Source organism: Pseudoalteromonas issachenkonii, assembly GCF_002310795.1.
Taxonomy (GTDB): domain Bacteria; phylum Pseudomonadota; class Gammaproteobacteria; order Enterobacterales; family Alteromonadaceae; genus Pseudoalteromonas; species Pseudoalteromonas tetraodonis.
Window position 1 is genome coordinate 167,047 of record NZ_CP011031.1, and the last position, 15,285, is coordinate 182,331.

The 15,285-nt window shown below is 41.5% G+C and carries 13 protein-coding genes; 8 read left to right on the top strand and 5 right to left on the bottom strand.

The window, feature by feature from the left end:
• The first annotated feature begins 63 nt into the window (after nt 1–63).
• Genes nagK through nagP form a run of 4 tightly spaced genes read left to right on the top strand, consistent with a single transcriptional unit; the run spans nt 64 to nt 4,429 of the window.
• Nucleotides 64–975 (top strand): N-acetylglucosamine kinase, encoded by a 912-nt coding sequence (gene nagK / locus PISS_RS16445; protein ID WP_024602607.1) that lies wholly within the window; start codon nt 64–66, stop codon nt 973–975.
• Entirely contained in the window at nt 975–1,973 is a 999-nt protein-coding gene (gene nagB-II, locus PISS_RS16450; RefSeq protein WP_013462891.1) for a glucosamine-6-phosphate deaminase NagB-II, read from the top strand. The genes nagK and nagB-II overlap by 1 nt, the downstream gene beginning before the upstream one ends.
• Nucleotides 1,974–3,101, top strand: a complete 1,128-nt coding sequence (gene nagA / locus PISS_RS16455; RefSeq protein WP_058155706.1) for an N-acetylglucosamine-6-phosphate deacetylase — start codon at nt 1,974–1,976, stop codon at nt 3,099–3,101.
• 32 nt (nt 3,102–3,133) lie between these two features.
• Nucleotides 3,134–4,429 carry an N-acetylglucosamine MFS transporter NagP gene (nagP, locus tag PISS_RS16460; RefSeq protein ID WP_024602609.1) on the top strand — a complete coding sequence of 432 codons (1,296 nt, stop codon included), beginning with the start codon at nt 3,134–3,136 and terminating at the stop codon, nt 4,427–4,429.
• 55 nt (nt 4,430–4,484) lie between these two features.
• Here nagP and PISS_RS16465 read toward each other — a convergent pair whose 3' ends face one another.
• Both PISS_RS16465 and PISS_RS16470 read right to left on the bottom strand, forming a co-directional pair.
• Complete coding sequence (locus PISS_RS16465) at nt 4,485–5,984, bottom strand: phospholipase effector Tle1 domain-containing protein (protein ID WP_016899129.1); 1,500 nt, start codon at nt 5,982–5,984, stop codon at nt 4,485–4,487.
• 94 nt (nt 5,985–6,078) lie between these two features.
• Nucleotides 6,079–7,383: an NAD(P)/FAD-dependent oxidoreductase gene (locus PISS_RS16470; RefSeq protein WP_016899130.1), complete on the bottom strand. Its 1,305-nt coding sequence runs from the start codon at nt 7,381–7,383 to the stop codon at nt 6,079–6,081.
• A gap of 234 nt (nt 7,384–7,617) precedes the next feature.
• On the opposite strand from PISS_RS16470, the gene PISS_RS16475 reads away from it, so the two are divergent.
• The 4 genes from PISS_RS16475 to PISS_RS16490 all read left to right on the top strand — a co-directional run bounded on the left by PISS_RS16475 (nt 7,618) and on the right by PISS_RS16490 (nt 11,610).
• Nucleotides 7,618–9,558, top strand: a complete 1,941-nt coding sequence (locus PISS_RS16475) for a RecQ family ATP-dependent DNA helicase (protein ID WP_058155708.1) — start codon at nt 7,618–7,620, stop codon at nt 9,556–9,558.
• 107 nt (nt 9,559–9,665) lie between these two features.
• The gene (locus PISS_RS16480; RefSeq protein WP_013462897.1) at nt 9,666–10,739 is read left to right on the top strand and encodes a porin; all 1,074 of its coding nucleotides are present in this window, start codon (nt 9,666–9,668) and stop codon (nt 10,737–10,739) included.
• Nucleotides 10,740–10,750: 11 nt separating this feature from the next.
• Nucleotides 10,751–11,158 carry a substrate-binding domain-containing protein gene (locus PISS_RS16485; RefSeq protein WP_058155709.1) on the top strand — a complete coding sequence of 136 codons (408 nt, stop codon included), beginning with the start codon at nt 10,751–10,753 and terminating at the stop codon, nt 11,156–11,158.
• Nucleotides 11,159–11,307: 149 nt separating this feature from the next.
• On the top strand, nt 11,308–11,610 hold the full coding sequence (locus PISS_RS16490) for a YkgJ family cysteine cluster protein (protein ID WP_058155710.1): 303 nt from the start codon (nt 11,308–11,310) through the stop codon (nt 11,608–11,610).
• Nucleotides 11,611–11,642: 32 nt separating this feature from the next.
• On the opposite strand, the gene PISS_RS16495 is transcribed toward PISS_RS16490, so the two are convergent.
• Genes PISS_RS16495 through PISS_RS16505 form a run of 3 tightly spaced genes read right to left on the bottom strand, consistent with a single transcriptional unit; the run spans nt 11,643 to nt 15,129 of the window.
• Nucleotides 11,643–13,007, bottom strand: coding sequence for a TrkH family potassium uptake protein (locus PISS_RS16495; RefSeq protein ID WP_058155712.1), 1,365 nt, complete (start codon nt 13,005–13,007; stop codon nt 11,643–11,645).
• A gap of 2 nt (nt 13,008–13,009) precedes the next feature.
• A complete protein-coding gene (locus PISS_RS16500; protein WP_016899132.1) occupies nt 13,010–13,663 on the bottom strand; it encodes a potassium channel family protein in 654 nt (217 codons plus the stop codon).
• A gap of 11 nt (nt 13,664–13,674) precedes the next feature.
• Entirely contained in the window at nt 13,675–15,129 is a 1,455-nt protein-coding gene (locus tag PISS_RS16505; protein ID WP_058155715.1) for a TrkH family potassium uptake protein, read from the bottom strand.
• Between the last annotated feature and the right edge of the window lie 156 nt (nt 15,130–15,285).

The following is a 15,285-nucleotide window of genomic DNA, read 5'->3' on the forward strand; positions in this document are numbered from 1 at the left end:
GTATGACAGTCCGGTTTTATTTTCAGTGTTTTGCAAAACGGTCGAACAAATTAAGAGGCAAAAATGATCACCAACAATATTAATAACAATGAACTCTTTGTGGGGATCGATGGCGGTGGCACTAAATGTAAAGCAATTATCGTCAATAGCTGTAATGAAATAGTAGGCACCGGTGTGGCAGGCCCTGGTAACCCGTTACATGGATTTAGCCAAGCAACGCATTCCATTGAGCAATCAGCGCGTTTAGCCTTGCAAGATGCAGGACTCAAAGAGACGCCTTTATCTGCATTAATCGCAGGGGTTGGCCTGGCGGGAGTTAACTTACCAAGTTTGCATAATCAAATGACCCAGTGGCAACACCCATTTAAAACTATGCATTTAACGACTGATTTACTCATTGCTTGTATGGGCGCTCATCAAGGTAGTGATGGCGCAGTGATGATTGCAGGTACTGGCTCGTGTGGATTTTCATACGTTAATGGTCAATCGTTTATGATTGGTGGTCATGGTTTCCCGCATGGCGATAAAGGCAGCGGTGCATGGATAGGCTTTACTGCTTGTCAGCAGGTGTTGTTAAGCCTAGACAAGTTAATCCCAAGTGGTGCGCTTACTAATTTGATTATGAAGTATTTAGAAGTGCGTGATGCAATGCAACTAGTTGAAGTGATTGCGAATAAACCAGCCGCCTTTTTTGCGCAACTTGCAGGTTGTGTTTTTCAATCAGCACAAGCAAACGATGCCATTGCGATTGCCATTTTAAAAGAAGGTGGCGCTTATTTAAGCGACATTGCACGACAATTATTAGATAAAAAGCCACCAAGGCTTTCGTTTATTGGTGGCTTATCAGCCGTGATGACAACATGGTTAGATCCAGACATTCAAGCTATTTTATCAGCCCCATTATCGTCACCAGAAATGGGGTCTGTACTTTACGCTAAACAACAGCACGTTAATTACAGCAGCCAGGAGTTATGATGTTTAACACCCTAATGGAAAAAGAAGCGGCGCAAACGCCAAATGTTATTGAAAAGCAAATTATTGCCAACCAACCTTTAGTGGAAAAAATTGGTCATAAGCTTCGCGATATGGCCCCTAAGGTGGTGATGATGATTGGTCGCGGTTCATCAGATCATGCTGGCGTTTTTGGTAAATACTTAATTGAAATTGAAGCCGGTGTACCGGTCAGTTCAGCAGCGCCATCAGTGGCGAGTGTATATGGTAAAACATTAAAGCTTGAAGGCGCTGTGGTGATTGTAATTTCTCAATCAGGACGCAGCCCAGATATTCTCGCTCAAGCAAAAATGGCGAAAGAGGCGGGCGCTTATTGTATTGCACTGGTTAACGATGAAGCGTCACCATTGCAAGACATAGTAGATGATTTTGTCCCCCTTAAAGCCGGTGATGAAATTTCGGTGGCGGCAACAAAAAGTTACTTAGCCACGTTATCGGCATTGGTACATATTGTTGCTAATTGGACGCAAAATGAGTCATTATTACAAGGGCTTAAAGAGCTGCCTAGCGCGCTTGATGCAATGATAGACTCGCCAACTCAGTTACAGCCTAGTGAGTTTGCAAACATTAAGAACATGGTGGTATTAGCCCGTGGTTTAGGGTTTTCTATCTCAAAAGAAATGGCACTTAAGCTTAAAGAAGTGTGTGCTATTCATGCTGAGTCATTCAGTAGTGCAGAATTTTTACATGGTCCGGTAACCTTAGTTGAGCAAGGGTTAGTGATTTTAGATTGCTCGGTTGATGATGAAACTAAAGAGTCACATCAGCAGCAAATTGCTGAGGTTAAAAAACGCGGTGCACACGTGATTAGCCTTAATCAAAACGGTATTAACGTACACCCTCGATTAGCGCCATTTTTAGTATTGCAGCGTTTTTATCTTGATGTGGCAAAAGTAGCGTTAAGCCGTGGTTTTAACCCTGATGAGCCTAAGGGGCTTAAAAAAGTAACAAGGACATTATAAATGTCAGTAAAACGTATTCATGTAGCAGAGTTTTTTGATGGCGAGCAATTTGTTAACGACAAAGTGTTGAGCATTGATGCGGGTATTATTACGGCAATAGATGATAACGTGCAACAGGCAGATGAGCACCTAACGGGGTTAGTTGCGCCAGGCTTTATTGACTTGCAAGTGAATGGTGGCGGTGGTGTATTGTTTAATCGTACTAGCAGTGTTGCTGGGGTTAAACAAATGCTGCTGGCACATGCCAAGTATGGCACAACTGCCATGTTGCCGACTTTAATTACTGACACGGTTGAAGTGATGCACCAAGCAGCCGATGTCATTGCTGATGCTATTGCTTTGCAGACTCCCGGTATTATTGGCATTCACTTTGAAGGCCCGCACTTATCTGTTGCAAAAAAAGGCGCTCATAGTGCTGATTATATTCGCCCTATTTCTGAACAAGAATGGCAGGTATTATCTCGCCAAGATTTAGGTAAAGTGGTGGTAACAGTTGCACCTGAAAATGTTCTGCCAAGTGATATCGCTAAAATGCGTGAGGTAGGCATACACGTTTGTTTAGGTCATACCAATGCAAGCTTTGCTCAAGCTCAGCGCGCGGTTGATGCTGGCGCAACCGGATTTACGCATTTATATAATGCTATGTCGCCATTACAGGGGCGTGAGCCAGGTGTTGTAGGCTGTGCATTATTAAACGATGACACCTATTGCGGCCTAATTGTTGATGGGCATCATGTTGATTACGCTGCATGTCAGCTTGCGTTAAAAGCAAAGCCAATGGGTCGTGTTTTTTTAGTCACTGATGCGATGCCACCAGTGGGTACGAATGACACCGAATTTGCTTTTTTTGACCGTACCGTCACCTTAGATAATGGTAAGCTCACCTCTACCACGGGTGAACTGGCAGGATCTGCGCTTGATATGGCAACCGCAGTAAGAAATACAGTAACCCATTTAAAGCAGCCATTAGCGCAAGCGCTTAATATGGCAAGTTTATATCCTGCTCAGTATTTACAGTTGCCCACCACACACGGGCGATTAATACCGGGCAGTCCAGCAGATTTTGTACAATTAAACACACAACAACAAGTCATTAGCACGTGGATTGGCGGCGCTCAGGTTTGTTAACAACATAATAAATATAAATAAAGGAAAATAACATGACAACCAATGTTATGGATACGTCCAAAAATAGTAGCGTGGTTCCAATGGCCATTGTTGCGGTATTATTTTTTATACTGGGCTTTGCTACTTGGCTAAATGGCTCATTAATGCCGTATTTAAGTCAGATTTTACAGTTAACTCCGTTTCAAGGATCGTTAATTTTATTTTCCTTTTATATTGCCGTCACCTTTACTGCGCTTCCCTCGGCCGTGTTAATTAAAAAAGTTGGCTATAAGAATGGGATGGCGCTTGGCATGGGGTGTATGATGTTAGCGGGTTTACTGTTCATTCCTGCTGCTATGTCACAGTTTTTTCCTCTGTTTTTATTAGCCCAGTTGGTGATGGGGGCAGGTCAAACTCTATTACAAACTGCGGTTAACCCGTACGTAGTGCGTTTAGGGCCAGAAGAGTCGGCTGCTGTGCGTATTAGTATTATGGGTATTTTAAATAAAGGCGCAGGGGTTATTTCTCCGATGGTATTTACCGCCTTAATTTTAAGCAACTTTACCGGTACGGTAGGCACAGAGCTTAGCCAAGAGCAAGTTGATGATATGGCCAACGGCCTTATTTTACCTTACTTAGGCATGGCCATATTTATTGGTTTATTAGCTTTTGCGGTTAAAAAGTCGCCGCTACCTGAACTTATTAATGATGAAGTTGAAGCAATAAACGATAAGGGTGAAATTCGTGAAACACTATCTCATCCAAACTTAGTGTTAGGCGCTATTGCGATATTCTTGTACGTGGCGGTTGAGGTTATTGCAGGCGATACCATAGGTACTTTTGCACTATCGCTGGGAGTCGAAAAATATGGGGTAATGACCTCATACACTATGATGTTTATGGTGTTTGGTTATATTTTAGGTATTTTACTTATCCCTAAATTTATTTCTCAGCAGAGCGCTTTAACCGCATCGGCTGTATTAGGGATTGTTATTACATTATGTATTTTACTGCTCGATGCACAGTCGTTTGTTATTGCCAATGCGCTATTGGTGCCTTTAGGCGGCGCTAATTTGCCTGATGTTTTACTGCTGATTGCCTTTTTAGGCTTAGCAAACGCGATTGTTTGGCCTGCGGTGTTCCCACTAGCATTATCAGGATTGGGTAAACTTACTAGTACTGGTTCTGCGCTTTTAATCATGGGGATTGCCGGAGGTGCATTTGGTCCCGTTTTATGGGGGCTACTGAGTGGCTTTACCTCGTTACAAACAGGCTACTCGGTGTTGTTACCTTGTTATCTATTCATATTATTTTATGCCGTGAAAGGCCATAAAATGAAAAAGCAATAACCTCCACCAGCTATCCCTAGCTCAGTGCACTTTGCAGTATAAAGTGCACTGATTATCAGCTTAATCGCGTTACTTTAAGTTTTATCCTACCGGCATTCGCACCATAAAAACGACTTAAATCATTAGCAAAAGGGCAAAACTCTCCCGATTTTTTAATGGTTATTTCAACGCCTTCAGCAATTTCAAAGGCATGTTCATCGCTTTGACCAATCGTGCCGATCAAGCTAAACCACTGCGCTGTAGCTAAACGTCTAAATGGCTCAAGTAATGCCATGGGGATTTCTTTAACGCCGAGTTGCACGTTATCGCGATGCCACCCAGAAGGAGAGCACTTTATACCATCGTCATACCAATATTGATTAGGATAAGGAGTAAAGCGATAGGTCGCACCTTGGGCAAGCATTAAGCCGGTGGCGTTGTAGGCTTCACTGGCATATACCATCACATCTTGGCTTTGGTTTATGCTAAGTAAACTCATATTTTGGTTGGCTAGCATTATATGGGCACTGAGTCCCATAAAGTTTAACGTGCTGTCGTCGCTGTAAATCATTTTATAATGTAAGTTTTTTAACGATTCGGGACGATAGCTGGTTAGTTTATTAATTCGCTGTGCAACACTGTGATGTATTAATGGGGCGACGTGGCTGATTTCATCGTCAATTAATACACAGCACTGCCTATCAACAAGTTTAAAAAATGGGTTTAGCCAAAAGTAATTTTGCTGATGACTTAACGCCAGTGGATCGGGAATAACAGTCACATCGTCTTGGGCAACCAAGTTACTCTCAGGTAAAAGGTTTTCGTAATCGATGTCATGACTGGTTAGCAATGAAACTGACAGCGGCTGAGCAATAAGCCACTCAAGTGCATAACGCAAGCAAATATCGGCAAGTCCATCGCGATAGTAGCCGCCTCCCACATCGGAATGGGCTCCTGCGAACCACAGCTCGGTAATGTTAGCTTGCTGGTTCATTAACGTCGGTTCAAAGGCGCGACGTTTTTCATCAAGCGCTACACAGTGCAGCGCCTCAGAGACATTACTGGCAATGGTGTGATTTTCAAAAATAACATGCTCTGCACCCCAAGTGGCTTTACTCACCTTTGACATGCCAATCGAGGCCACTGTATCAAACACACATAAATACACCTTTTCATGTATGAGTGGCTCTAAGCACTTTGCAAATCGCCGCGCTAATGCAGCGCCTCTGCTAAAGCCGGTAAGTAGGAGGGTATCGCCGCTTTGGTAATGCTGTTTAAAATCATTAATAGCTTGATTTAAAATGCTGGCTACATCGTCTGAACGTGGGGCGAGTGCTTGATTTAAAATTCGTTTTAAACGACTGCCTTTAGTGCCTATGCCTTGGTAATAAAAACTTAACTGTTTGGAAAATGGGGTGGTGGGAGAATCATCAAGTTTACCACCGAGCAATAAGTGTAGTTTTAAAATATTAGAAATACTGGCGTCTTCTTTAAAATGCTCTGTACTAAACTGATCTGCGTCTCGGGGTTCACTGCCGGTACCATCAAAATTAAAAATAAGCGTTTTATCCGACATAGCCTGTTTCCTTAAAATTTTTGTGTACTTTATATAGCTAATATTAAAAATTAAAGACAGTGGTAACTTAAATTACCACTGTCTTTAATTTTGGCTAGTGCAGCTTCATTTTAGGACGCACAACACGCAGCACTTTTTCGCTGATCCACAAAGCAAAGGTTTTGGCACTGCCATGAATAGCGCGCTGATGCATTCTATATAATGAAATATACATAAAGCGGGCAATTTTACCTTCAATAAAAAAGCTATTACTGGTTAGGTTACCCATTAAGCTGCCTACTGTGCTGTAGCGCGATAAATTAACCAGTGAGCCATGGTCGTTATACTCGAATTTTTTAAGGGGCTGCTCACGTAATGTGGCGATTAAGTTTTTTTCAACGCATTGTGCCATTTGATGTGCCGATTGTGCGCGTGGCGGCACTTGTGTACCATCATCTTGCGTAAACGCGCAGCAATCACCGAGCACATATATTTGTGGGTCAAGGTTGCTTTGTAAGTACTCGTTTACTTTTATTTGGTTATTACGAGTCAGCTCAAAAATACCCAGCTCTTTAATAAAGTCAGGTGCTTTTACGCCCGCCGCCCACACCATAATATCCGCATTTATTTGCTCATCATCATTGGTGATAAAGCCATGTTCGGTTGCTTGTTTAACTTGGGTATTTTCCCGAACGGTGACGCCTAATCTTAATAACTCACGCTTGGCCGAACTGGCAATTCGCTCAGACAGCGCCGGAAGAATCCTGGGGCCCGCTTCAATCAGATGAATATGTAAACGCTTAGCCGACATATTAGTTAAACCGTATATTTTTAGTAAATCAGAAACATGATACAGCTCAGCCGAGAGCTCAACCCCAGTTGCTCCACCGCCAACAATGGCGATATTTAATGAGTGTAATGGGTCATCGTCTTGATGAAGGCGAGTAAAGTTATCCAGCAGCGCGTGTTGAAAGCGCTCTGCTTGTTGATTTGAATCTAGGTAAAAACAATGCTCTTTAATGCCTGGCGTATTAAAGTCGTTACTCACACTGCCAATAGCAATAACTAAATGATCATAGTGAACGGTGCGTTTAGGTAAAATTTGATGCCCTAACTCGTCATATAGAGGGCTTAAGGTAATGGTTTTATTGTTGTTATCGAGGTTGCAAAAGGTACCAAGTTGAAAGTTATAGTGGTGTTTGGCAGCATGCGCGGAGTAAACAACCCCATCTAAATCGGCATCAATAGAGCCAGTTGCAACCTCGTGCAATAACGGTTTCCATATATGAGTGCGATTTTTATCGATGAGTAATATATTTGCGTGTTTTTTCTTTCCTAATTTGTGCCCTAATTGAGTTGCTAGCTCCAGCCCACCAGCGCCACCGCCGATGATGACGATTTTTGGTATGGTTATATCCATGACTATGCCCTTAAAAATAATATACCGAAGCAATTTCTGTACGTTGATTTTTAAAATGACTTGGGTATCAAAAAATTATTTTGGCAAAGCACGTTTTTATGGGGCTATAGTGTGCGCCTAATTAAAGGATATGTCAGCAATAAATCACGTCATTTGATGTATACTGATATGCAAATATTTCATCTACTGCGCATTTACAGCATTTATGGGCACCGACATAAAAAGGACGCTTTTATGAGTACCTCGCTAGTTCAGTCTCTTGAGCAACATTTTGGTTTTAATCAGTTTAGAGCAGGGCAACAACAAACCATAGAGCAGCTGCTAAATGGCCAATCATCACTGGCAATATTTCCTACAGGATCGGGTAAGTCGTTGTGCTATCAACTCACTGCGTTACATTTACCGCATTTAACGCTGGTGGTATCGCCGTTATTGGCCTTGATGAAAGATCAAATTAGCTTTTTAAATAGCAAAGGAATCTATGCCGCCAGCCTCGACTCAAACCAAGACCAAATGCAAAGTAGCACTGTAATGAACGACGTACGAAGTGGTAAAGTTAAAGTGTTAATGGTGTCGGTTGAGCGCTTTAAAAACGAACGCTTTAGGGAGTTTATAAGCCAAGTGGCGCTTTCTATGTTGGTTGTTGACGAAGCGCATTGTATATCTGAATGGGGGCATAACTTTAGACCCGATTACTTAAAATTACCTCGTTACCGTGAAGAGCTAAATATTCCGTTAGTGCTACTATTAACCGCTACCGCCACTAAAAAAGTAAAACGCGATATGGCCGAGCGCTTTGCTATTGAGCCACAATGTATTGTGCAAACGGGGTTTTATCGCGCTAATTTAGATTTAAATGTGCTGAGTGTTAAAACGGCGGATAAAAACAATGAGCTTACTAAAATTGTCCGTGCGCAAACCGGCCCCGGTATTGTGTATGTCACGCTGCAGCAAAGTGCTGAGCAAGTGGCCAATATGTTAAGCGCGCAGGGCCTGCAAGCAGTGGCGTATCATGCAGGGCTTGAAGATACCCTACGCGGGAAAATTCAAGACGATTTTATGGCAGGCAAAATAAATGTAGTGGTTGCTACCATTGCCTTTGGTATGGGGGTTGATAAATCAGACATACGCTTTGTAATTCACTACGATTTACCTAAATCAATAGAAAACTACAGCCAAGAAATTGGACGCGCAGGGCGTGACGGCAACCCATCAAATTGTTATACCCTGGCTAATTTAGATGGCTTAAATACAGTAGAAAACTTTATTTACGGCGATACTCCAGAGCTCAGCGGTATTGAATATGTTATTAACGATATTCGCCAAGCTCAACAGCAATGGGAAATGCAAGAATATAGCCTTTCAAGCGAGAGTAATATTCGCCAGCTTGCCCTTAAAACCTTGCTGGTACAGCTTGAAATGCAAGGCGCAATAACCCCGCAGTATGCTTATTATGCCGATTTTAAGTATAAATTTTTGGTTGATAAAAATGAGTTACTTAGCCAGTTTGATGAGCAGCGCCAAGCTTTTTTAACACAAATATTTAGTCATACCGACTTTAAAAAAATATGGGGCACACTTAATTTTGACTCCCTAACGCAAGCCGCGCAGGTTGACCGTAAACGTGTGGTAGCCGCGCTTGACTATTTGGCTGAAAAAAACCTTATCACGCTTGAAACCAAACGTATTACTCACGTGTACAAAGTGCATAGCGAGGTGATTAATAATCCTGCACTTGCCCAGCAGTTACACGATTATTTTACCGATAAAGAGCAAGCGGAAATAAAACGGATTGCTGCTTTAGTACGCTTTTTTGAGCTGCAATTTTGCTTAAGCTATAACTTAGCCCGTTACTTTGATGATGCGAATGCGCCACAGCAGTGTGGACATTGCTCGGTGTGTCGTGGGCATTCAGTTAAGCTTGAATATTCAATTCCCCCTGCAACGATTGATACAGCGCTTATTTATCAAAAGGTCGATGAGTTTTTAGCGCACATGGCAACTAAAGGTGTACACAATGTGGGTATTGAAACCCAATGCCGGTTTTTAGCGGGAATGAGCGTGCCACTGTTTGCGCGTAATAAAGTACGTCAACTAAGTGGTTTTGCACTGTGCGAGCAACAGCGCTACAGCGAAATTAAAGGGACATTGCTATCAAGGTCGATGGCTAAATAATATTAGAAATCAGTATAAAAATAAAAGAGTGTTAATTTTTTGTTTCTTTTTCTTGCTTTACTATACTCAAGTTGGCTATGACAGCCATTATAATAATGAGGTGATCAATGAAACTGCAAAAAATTATACTATTGGGAGCATTTATATCAGCAAGTAGTTATGCTGAAATTAATATTTCGGGTTTTGCAAGTATTAATGCAGGTAAGGTACTGAGCGGTACAGGTGTCCCGCAATATGGCGTTGAACCAACATTTCTTGCGGACTATCCAAATGTTAGTGCATACACTGAAGATTTATCCTTTTCGCCAGAGTCTTTGATTGGATTACAGGTATCAGGCGATTTGGGTGAAGGTCTTTCTGTAACAGGTCAGCTAGTTGCCAGAGGAGTCAACGACTTTGAGGCAAACTTTGAATGGGCTTATATTTCTTACGATATTAATGATAATTGGACTATTCAAGCAGGTAAAAAGCGTTTACCACTATTTTACTACTCAGACTTTTTCGATGTAGGTTATGCATATGTATGGATGCGAGCCCCTGCAGATAACTATACATGGCAAGTATTTAACTACGAGGGCGTTAATTTACTCTACTCAGGTTCTATAGGTGACTGGGGAGTGTCTGCGAATATTTATACCGGTAAAGAGGACGATGACGATAACAAGCTATTATCAGACTTCTTCTTTCAAGAGCCAACAAGAGAAATTTGGGAAGATATGTTAGGCGGCGTACTGTTACTAAATCGTGACTGGCTCGAACTAAGAGTGACCCACATGCAATACACCAACAAGCGTTTTCGTGCGGGTGAACCGGTTTTGTGGGACGGCAAAGATAGCAGAGATGGTAAATTTTATGGTTTAGCTGCAAATCTTGATTTTGGTGATTTTTTCGTTTTAAGTGAGCTTAACCGCTTAGACTTAGATGGTAATCTCGACACTTATATGATCAGTGCGGGCTATCGTTTTGACTCTATTACACCTTATGTCATGTTTTCAGACTTCGAACAAGAAGGTGAAGGTGATACAGAGCAGCATAATACATTTGCTGTTGGTGTGAGGTGGGACTTTCATCCGTCAGCTGCATTTAAAGTGCAATACGATAGAGTCAAAGATGACTCGTTTGATTTAGCTGTGGCCGGTGATAGTAAAGCTATCACGCTTGGTGTCGATGTTGTATTTTAAGGAGAAGTAAAATGAAAAAATTAATATTAAGTGTAATATTCCTGTTTACGAACTTCGCCTATGCAGATTTTGCTATTATCGTGCATCCTTCAAATGAAAGTAGCTTTGATGAGTCTGTTATCAGCCGAATTTATACAGGAAAAGAAAAGTCATTTAGCAATGGCAATAAGATCATTCCAATATCTCAAGAACAAAGTAGTGCTGCAACCGAGCAATTTAATAGTAAATTACTTAATAAAACGTCTTCTCAGTTAAAAGCATATTGGTCAAAACTAATTTTCACAGGAAAGGGCACACCACCTAAAGAATTAGAAAATGACAGTGAAGTAATCAAAATGGTCGCAGCTAACCCTGACACCATTGGCTTTGTCTCTTCATCAGCTGTATCGGATAACGTTAAAGTGGTTTTCAATTTTTAATCTTAAATAAGCGTGCTGGTTAATCAGCACGCTTTTTTAGTGATTAGTTAATTACAATATAACGATGTTTAATATCTGACGTTATTTTACTGTCACCCTTGCCTTGCTCGTGTATCCTATAGGTTGTATATCATTTATCAAAAGTCTGTATGTCAAACTCAATCATTGCTGTTGAAAATATCAATACCCAACCAGTCACTTGCGCTAACTGCCAAGCGTGTTGCTGCCAATTAGAAGTGCGTATTATCACCGATACCGGTGTACCTTTTCGATATATTGATTACGACAAATGGGGCAGTGAGGTCATGAAGCGCGGCGACGATGGCTGGTGCGAAGCACTTGATAGAAATACCCTCATGTGTACTATTTACGAAAATCGCCCATTAACGTGTCGAGAATTTGAAATGGCATCGGGTGAGTGTATTACTGAGCGGGAGCTAGCGGGTATTTAAAACGCGGGCTGATTAACCCGCGTGAATGTTTGTTAGCCAATAGAGAGTTGCGCGCTTGGGTATCTTAGCTTTTTAGTGCGTGGACTTGCTAAAAAATAGGCGATAGTGAGCGGACCTATTCTGCCCATGAACATTAAAAACATAATAATAAACTCTCCCAGTGGTGATAGCGAGGATGTTAAACCACGTGAAAGCCCTACCGTCCCCAGTGCAGATACCGCTTCAAAAGCAACATCTAAAAAAGGCGCATCTTCGACGACCAGTAAGGTAAAAATAGCTAACCAAGTGACTCCTGCTGAAATAATGGTTAAAGCTAATGCTTTATACACAGATTCTTTGTCTATTTCTCGGCGTAACACAGTGACGCCTTTGTCACGTCTTAGGTAGCTATAGGTTGCTAAAATTAAAACGATAAACGTAACGACTTTAATGCCACTTGCGGTACTTAAAGAGCCGCCACCAATAAACATAAGCATCATAGTTAAAGCGATGCTGGCATTTTTTAATTCTTCAATAGCAATGGTATTGAATCCCGCAGTACGGGGAGTGACAGCTTGAAACCAAGCAGCTAACCATTTACCTACTTCAGACAGTGGTTGCAGTGTTTTTGGATTATCGTATTCAATCGCGTAAATAAGCAATAATGCAATAACGTTAATAATAACTGTGCTGATCAACATTAATTTACTGTAGGGACTGAGCTTTGCCCAACGCTTTGATTTATATAAATCCATTAATACGGTAAAGCCAAGGCCACCAATAATAAACAAACCGGTAATAGTTAAATTCACAACGGGGTCTTCAACATACTGCATTAAGCTGTTAGGACTCAATGCAAACCCTGCATTGTTGAAAGCGCTAATGGTATAAAAAAGAGCATGAAAAAAGCTTTTCTGTAAACCCATTTCAGGTAGCCAATACAGCGTTAAAATAACAACGCCTATAGATTCTACGATTAGTGCAAACAGCAAAACAGACTTAGCGGTATTGACCAACGTAGATGTATCTGTTTGATTAAAAGCAGCTTTGGTGACTGTTTTTTGAATAAAGCCAACTTTATTTCCCAGTGCCATTAAAGTTACAACCGCAAAGGTCATTAACCCCAGACCACCCAGTTGAATTAATAACGCAATAACGCCTTGTCCAAAAGGGGTAAACACTGAACCGGTATCCACTACAACCAGTCCAGTTACAGTCACCGCAGAGGTTGCCGTAAACGCACTTTGTATCCATGAAATAGGCTCATAGGTTGCAAAAGGCAGTTTTAATGCCAATGCCCCTAGCGTTATTAATATTAAAAAACTGCAACATAAAATAAGAGGCGGAGCCGCATTGATTTTTTTATGCCCACTGACTTTGCGCTCAATAGGCGTTTTGAGAGGGTGCCATAAAACCATGATTATAAGAGCCTTGGAGCTAGATAGTTTAATTCGACTCGGCTACCTGATAGCAGTAAGGTGTCGTGGGTATGTAACTCAAAGTCGTCATCAAGTTTGACAAACGTTTGCTTGGCGCGCTTTACCAATAGAGGGTCTACAGTGCCTTTTATTTCTCTGAGTAGATGCCCTAGTTTTGTTTTATGTAGGTGAGCTTTTATACTTACTTCAACAACGTATAAGCCATTGCCTAATGAAATATAGTCGTTCACTATCGGGTAATTAAGCGCTTGTGCAACGCGCACCCCCATTTCTTCCTCAGGGTGAATAATGCGTGTTACACCTAATTTAGAGATAATAGTGTGATGGGCTTTAGTACTCGCTTTTACCCATATTTGCTCAACAGCTAAGTTTTTTAATGCAAGCGTGCACAGAATGCTCGATTGCATATCTTCCCCTATCGCCACTAAAACAGCCTGACTACTCGCTAAATCAAGCTCTTTAAGTGCGGCTTCATCGGTGGAGTCGCAAACGACGGTTTCAGATAAATGCTCAACATACTTTTCGGCGAGTTTTGGGTTACTATCAACGCCAGTCACTGTGTGCCCTAAATGAATTAACTCAAGACTTGCTGCAATGCCGAAGCGACCTAAACCAATCACTGTAAAATGTGCCATATTATTCCTCGTTATTTTTTCCAAAAGCTATGAGTAAAAAGTGCAAAAACAGTAAAATATTCTAACCGGCCCACGATCATAGCGACCGAGAGTATCCAAATACCGGTATCTGAAACGGGTTGAAAGTTAGCGCCAACTTCACCAAACCCAGGGCCAAGTACATTGACGCAAGCAGCTACCGCAGTAAATGCACTCCAAAAATCAAGACCCGTTGCCATAAGCAACATTGTAAACAGTAAGCTTGTACCAACAGCAAAGGTCATAAATGCCATAATTGCATGGCGTACATCTTCTTTAACGGGCGAACCTTGATATTTAAGTGTAAATATCGCTCTTGGATGAAGTAGCTGTTTAATATTGTTATTAATCATTCTGCCAACAATAATGTTACGAATTATTTTATTTCCGCCAGCGGTTGAACCTGCGCAACCACCAAGATAGCCAGCAATAACCAGCAAAAACCCAGCCTCAGCTGGCCAGTCAGTAAAGCCTGCTGCGCCATAACCGGTGCTGGTAATAAAAGAAATAATATGAAATGTGGAGAAACTAAATGCTTCAAGTACATTTGAGTAGCTGTCTTTAAGCAGCAACATGGTGGTTAAAAGAACTGATAAAAATACGACGATATAAATAAAATAACGTGTTTCTTCATCGTGATAATAACTAGTAATGGCTCTTTTGTGCGCCACTTTGAAGTGCAAGGCAAAGTTAATCGCACCTGCAAGCATAAAGACATTAGCTATCCACAGCAGTAAATGGCTGCGGTAATACCACATACTGGCATCATGCGTTGAAAACCCCCCAGTTGAAACTGTGGTAAAGGCATGTGCAATCGCATCGTATAAACTCATTCCGCCAGCGTAATAGGCTAAAATACAAAGTAGCGTGATTGCAAAGTAAACACCCCATAAATAATGCGCGGTACTGGCAACGCGCGGAGTTAATTTTTCGTCTTTAATGGGGCCTGGGGTTTCTGCTTTTAGTAATTTCATGCCACCAATATTCAACATAGGTAAAATAGCCACTACAAAAATTACTATGCCTAAACCGCCCATCCATTGTAAAAATTGTCGATACAATAAAAAGCTAGCAGGCATGTTATCGAGCCCTGATAGCACGGTTGCACCAGTGGTAGTTAAGGCGCTAATTGACTCAAATACTGCATCGCTAAAGTTAACGCCAGTGACAACCAAAATGGGAATAGCGCCTAACACACCGGCTATAATCCACGTTACTGTGGCGTAAATGAGTGCATCTCTGAATGTTGCGCCGGTATAATCTGTTTTACGTAAATTGATAAGTAGCACTAAAGCGACTGAGATCATCGTTGCGCCAGAAATAAGAAACGCACTAATAACGCGATCTTTAAAAATAAATAATGAAAGCGCTGCGAATACTAGTTGCACCACTCCCATCCAAATAATAGGAAAGGCGAGTAGTCTTAAGGTGATTCTCCAATTTATCATCAATACGCCTTATCAAACACCTATTGCAGGTAACACGCAATCACTAAAGTTGAGTTGAATATACGGGATCAAATACTAAAGTCAGCGCTGCACTGCAAAGCTTTATAAAGATTTAACGAACGAGATAAAAAACTTTATAAAAACTTTATAGAGGCA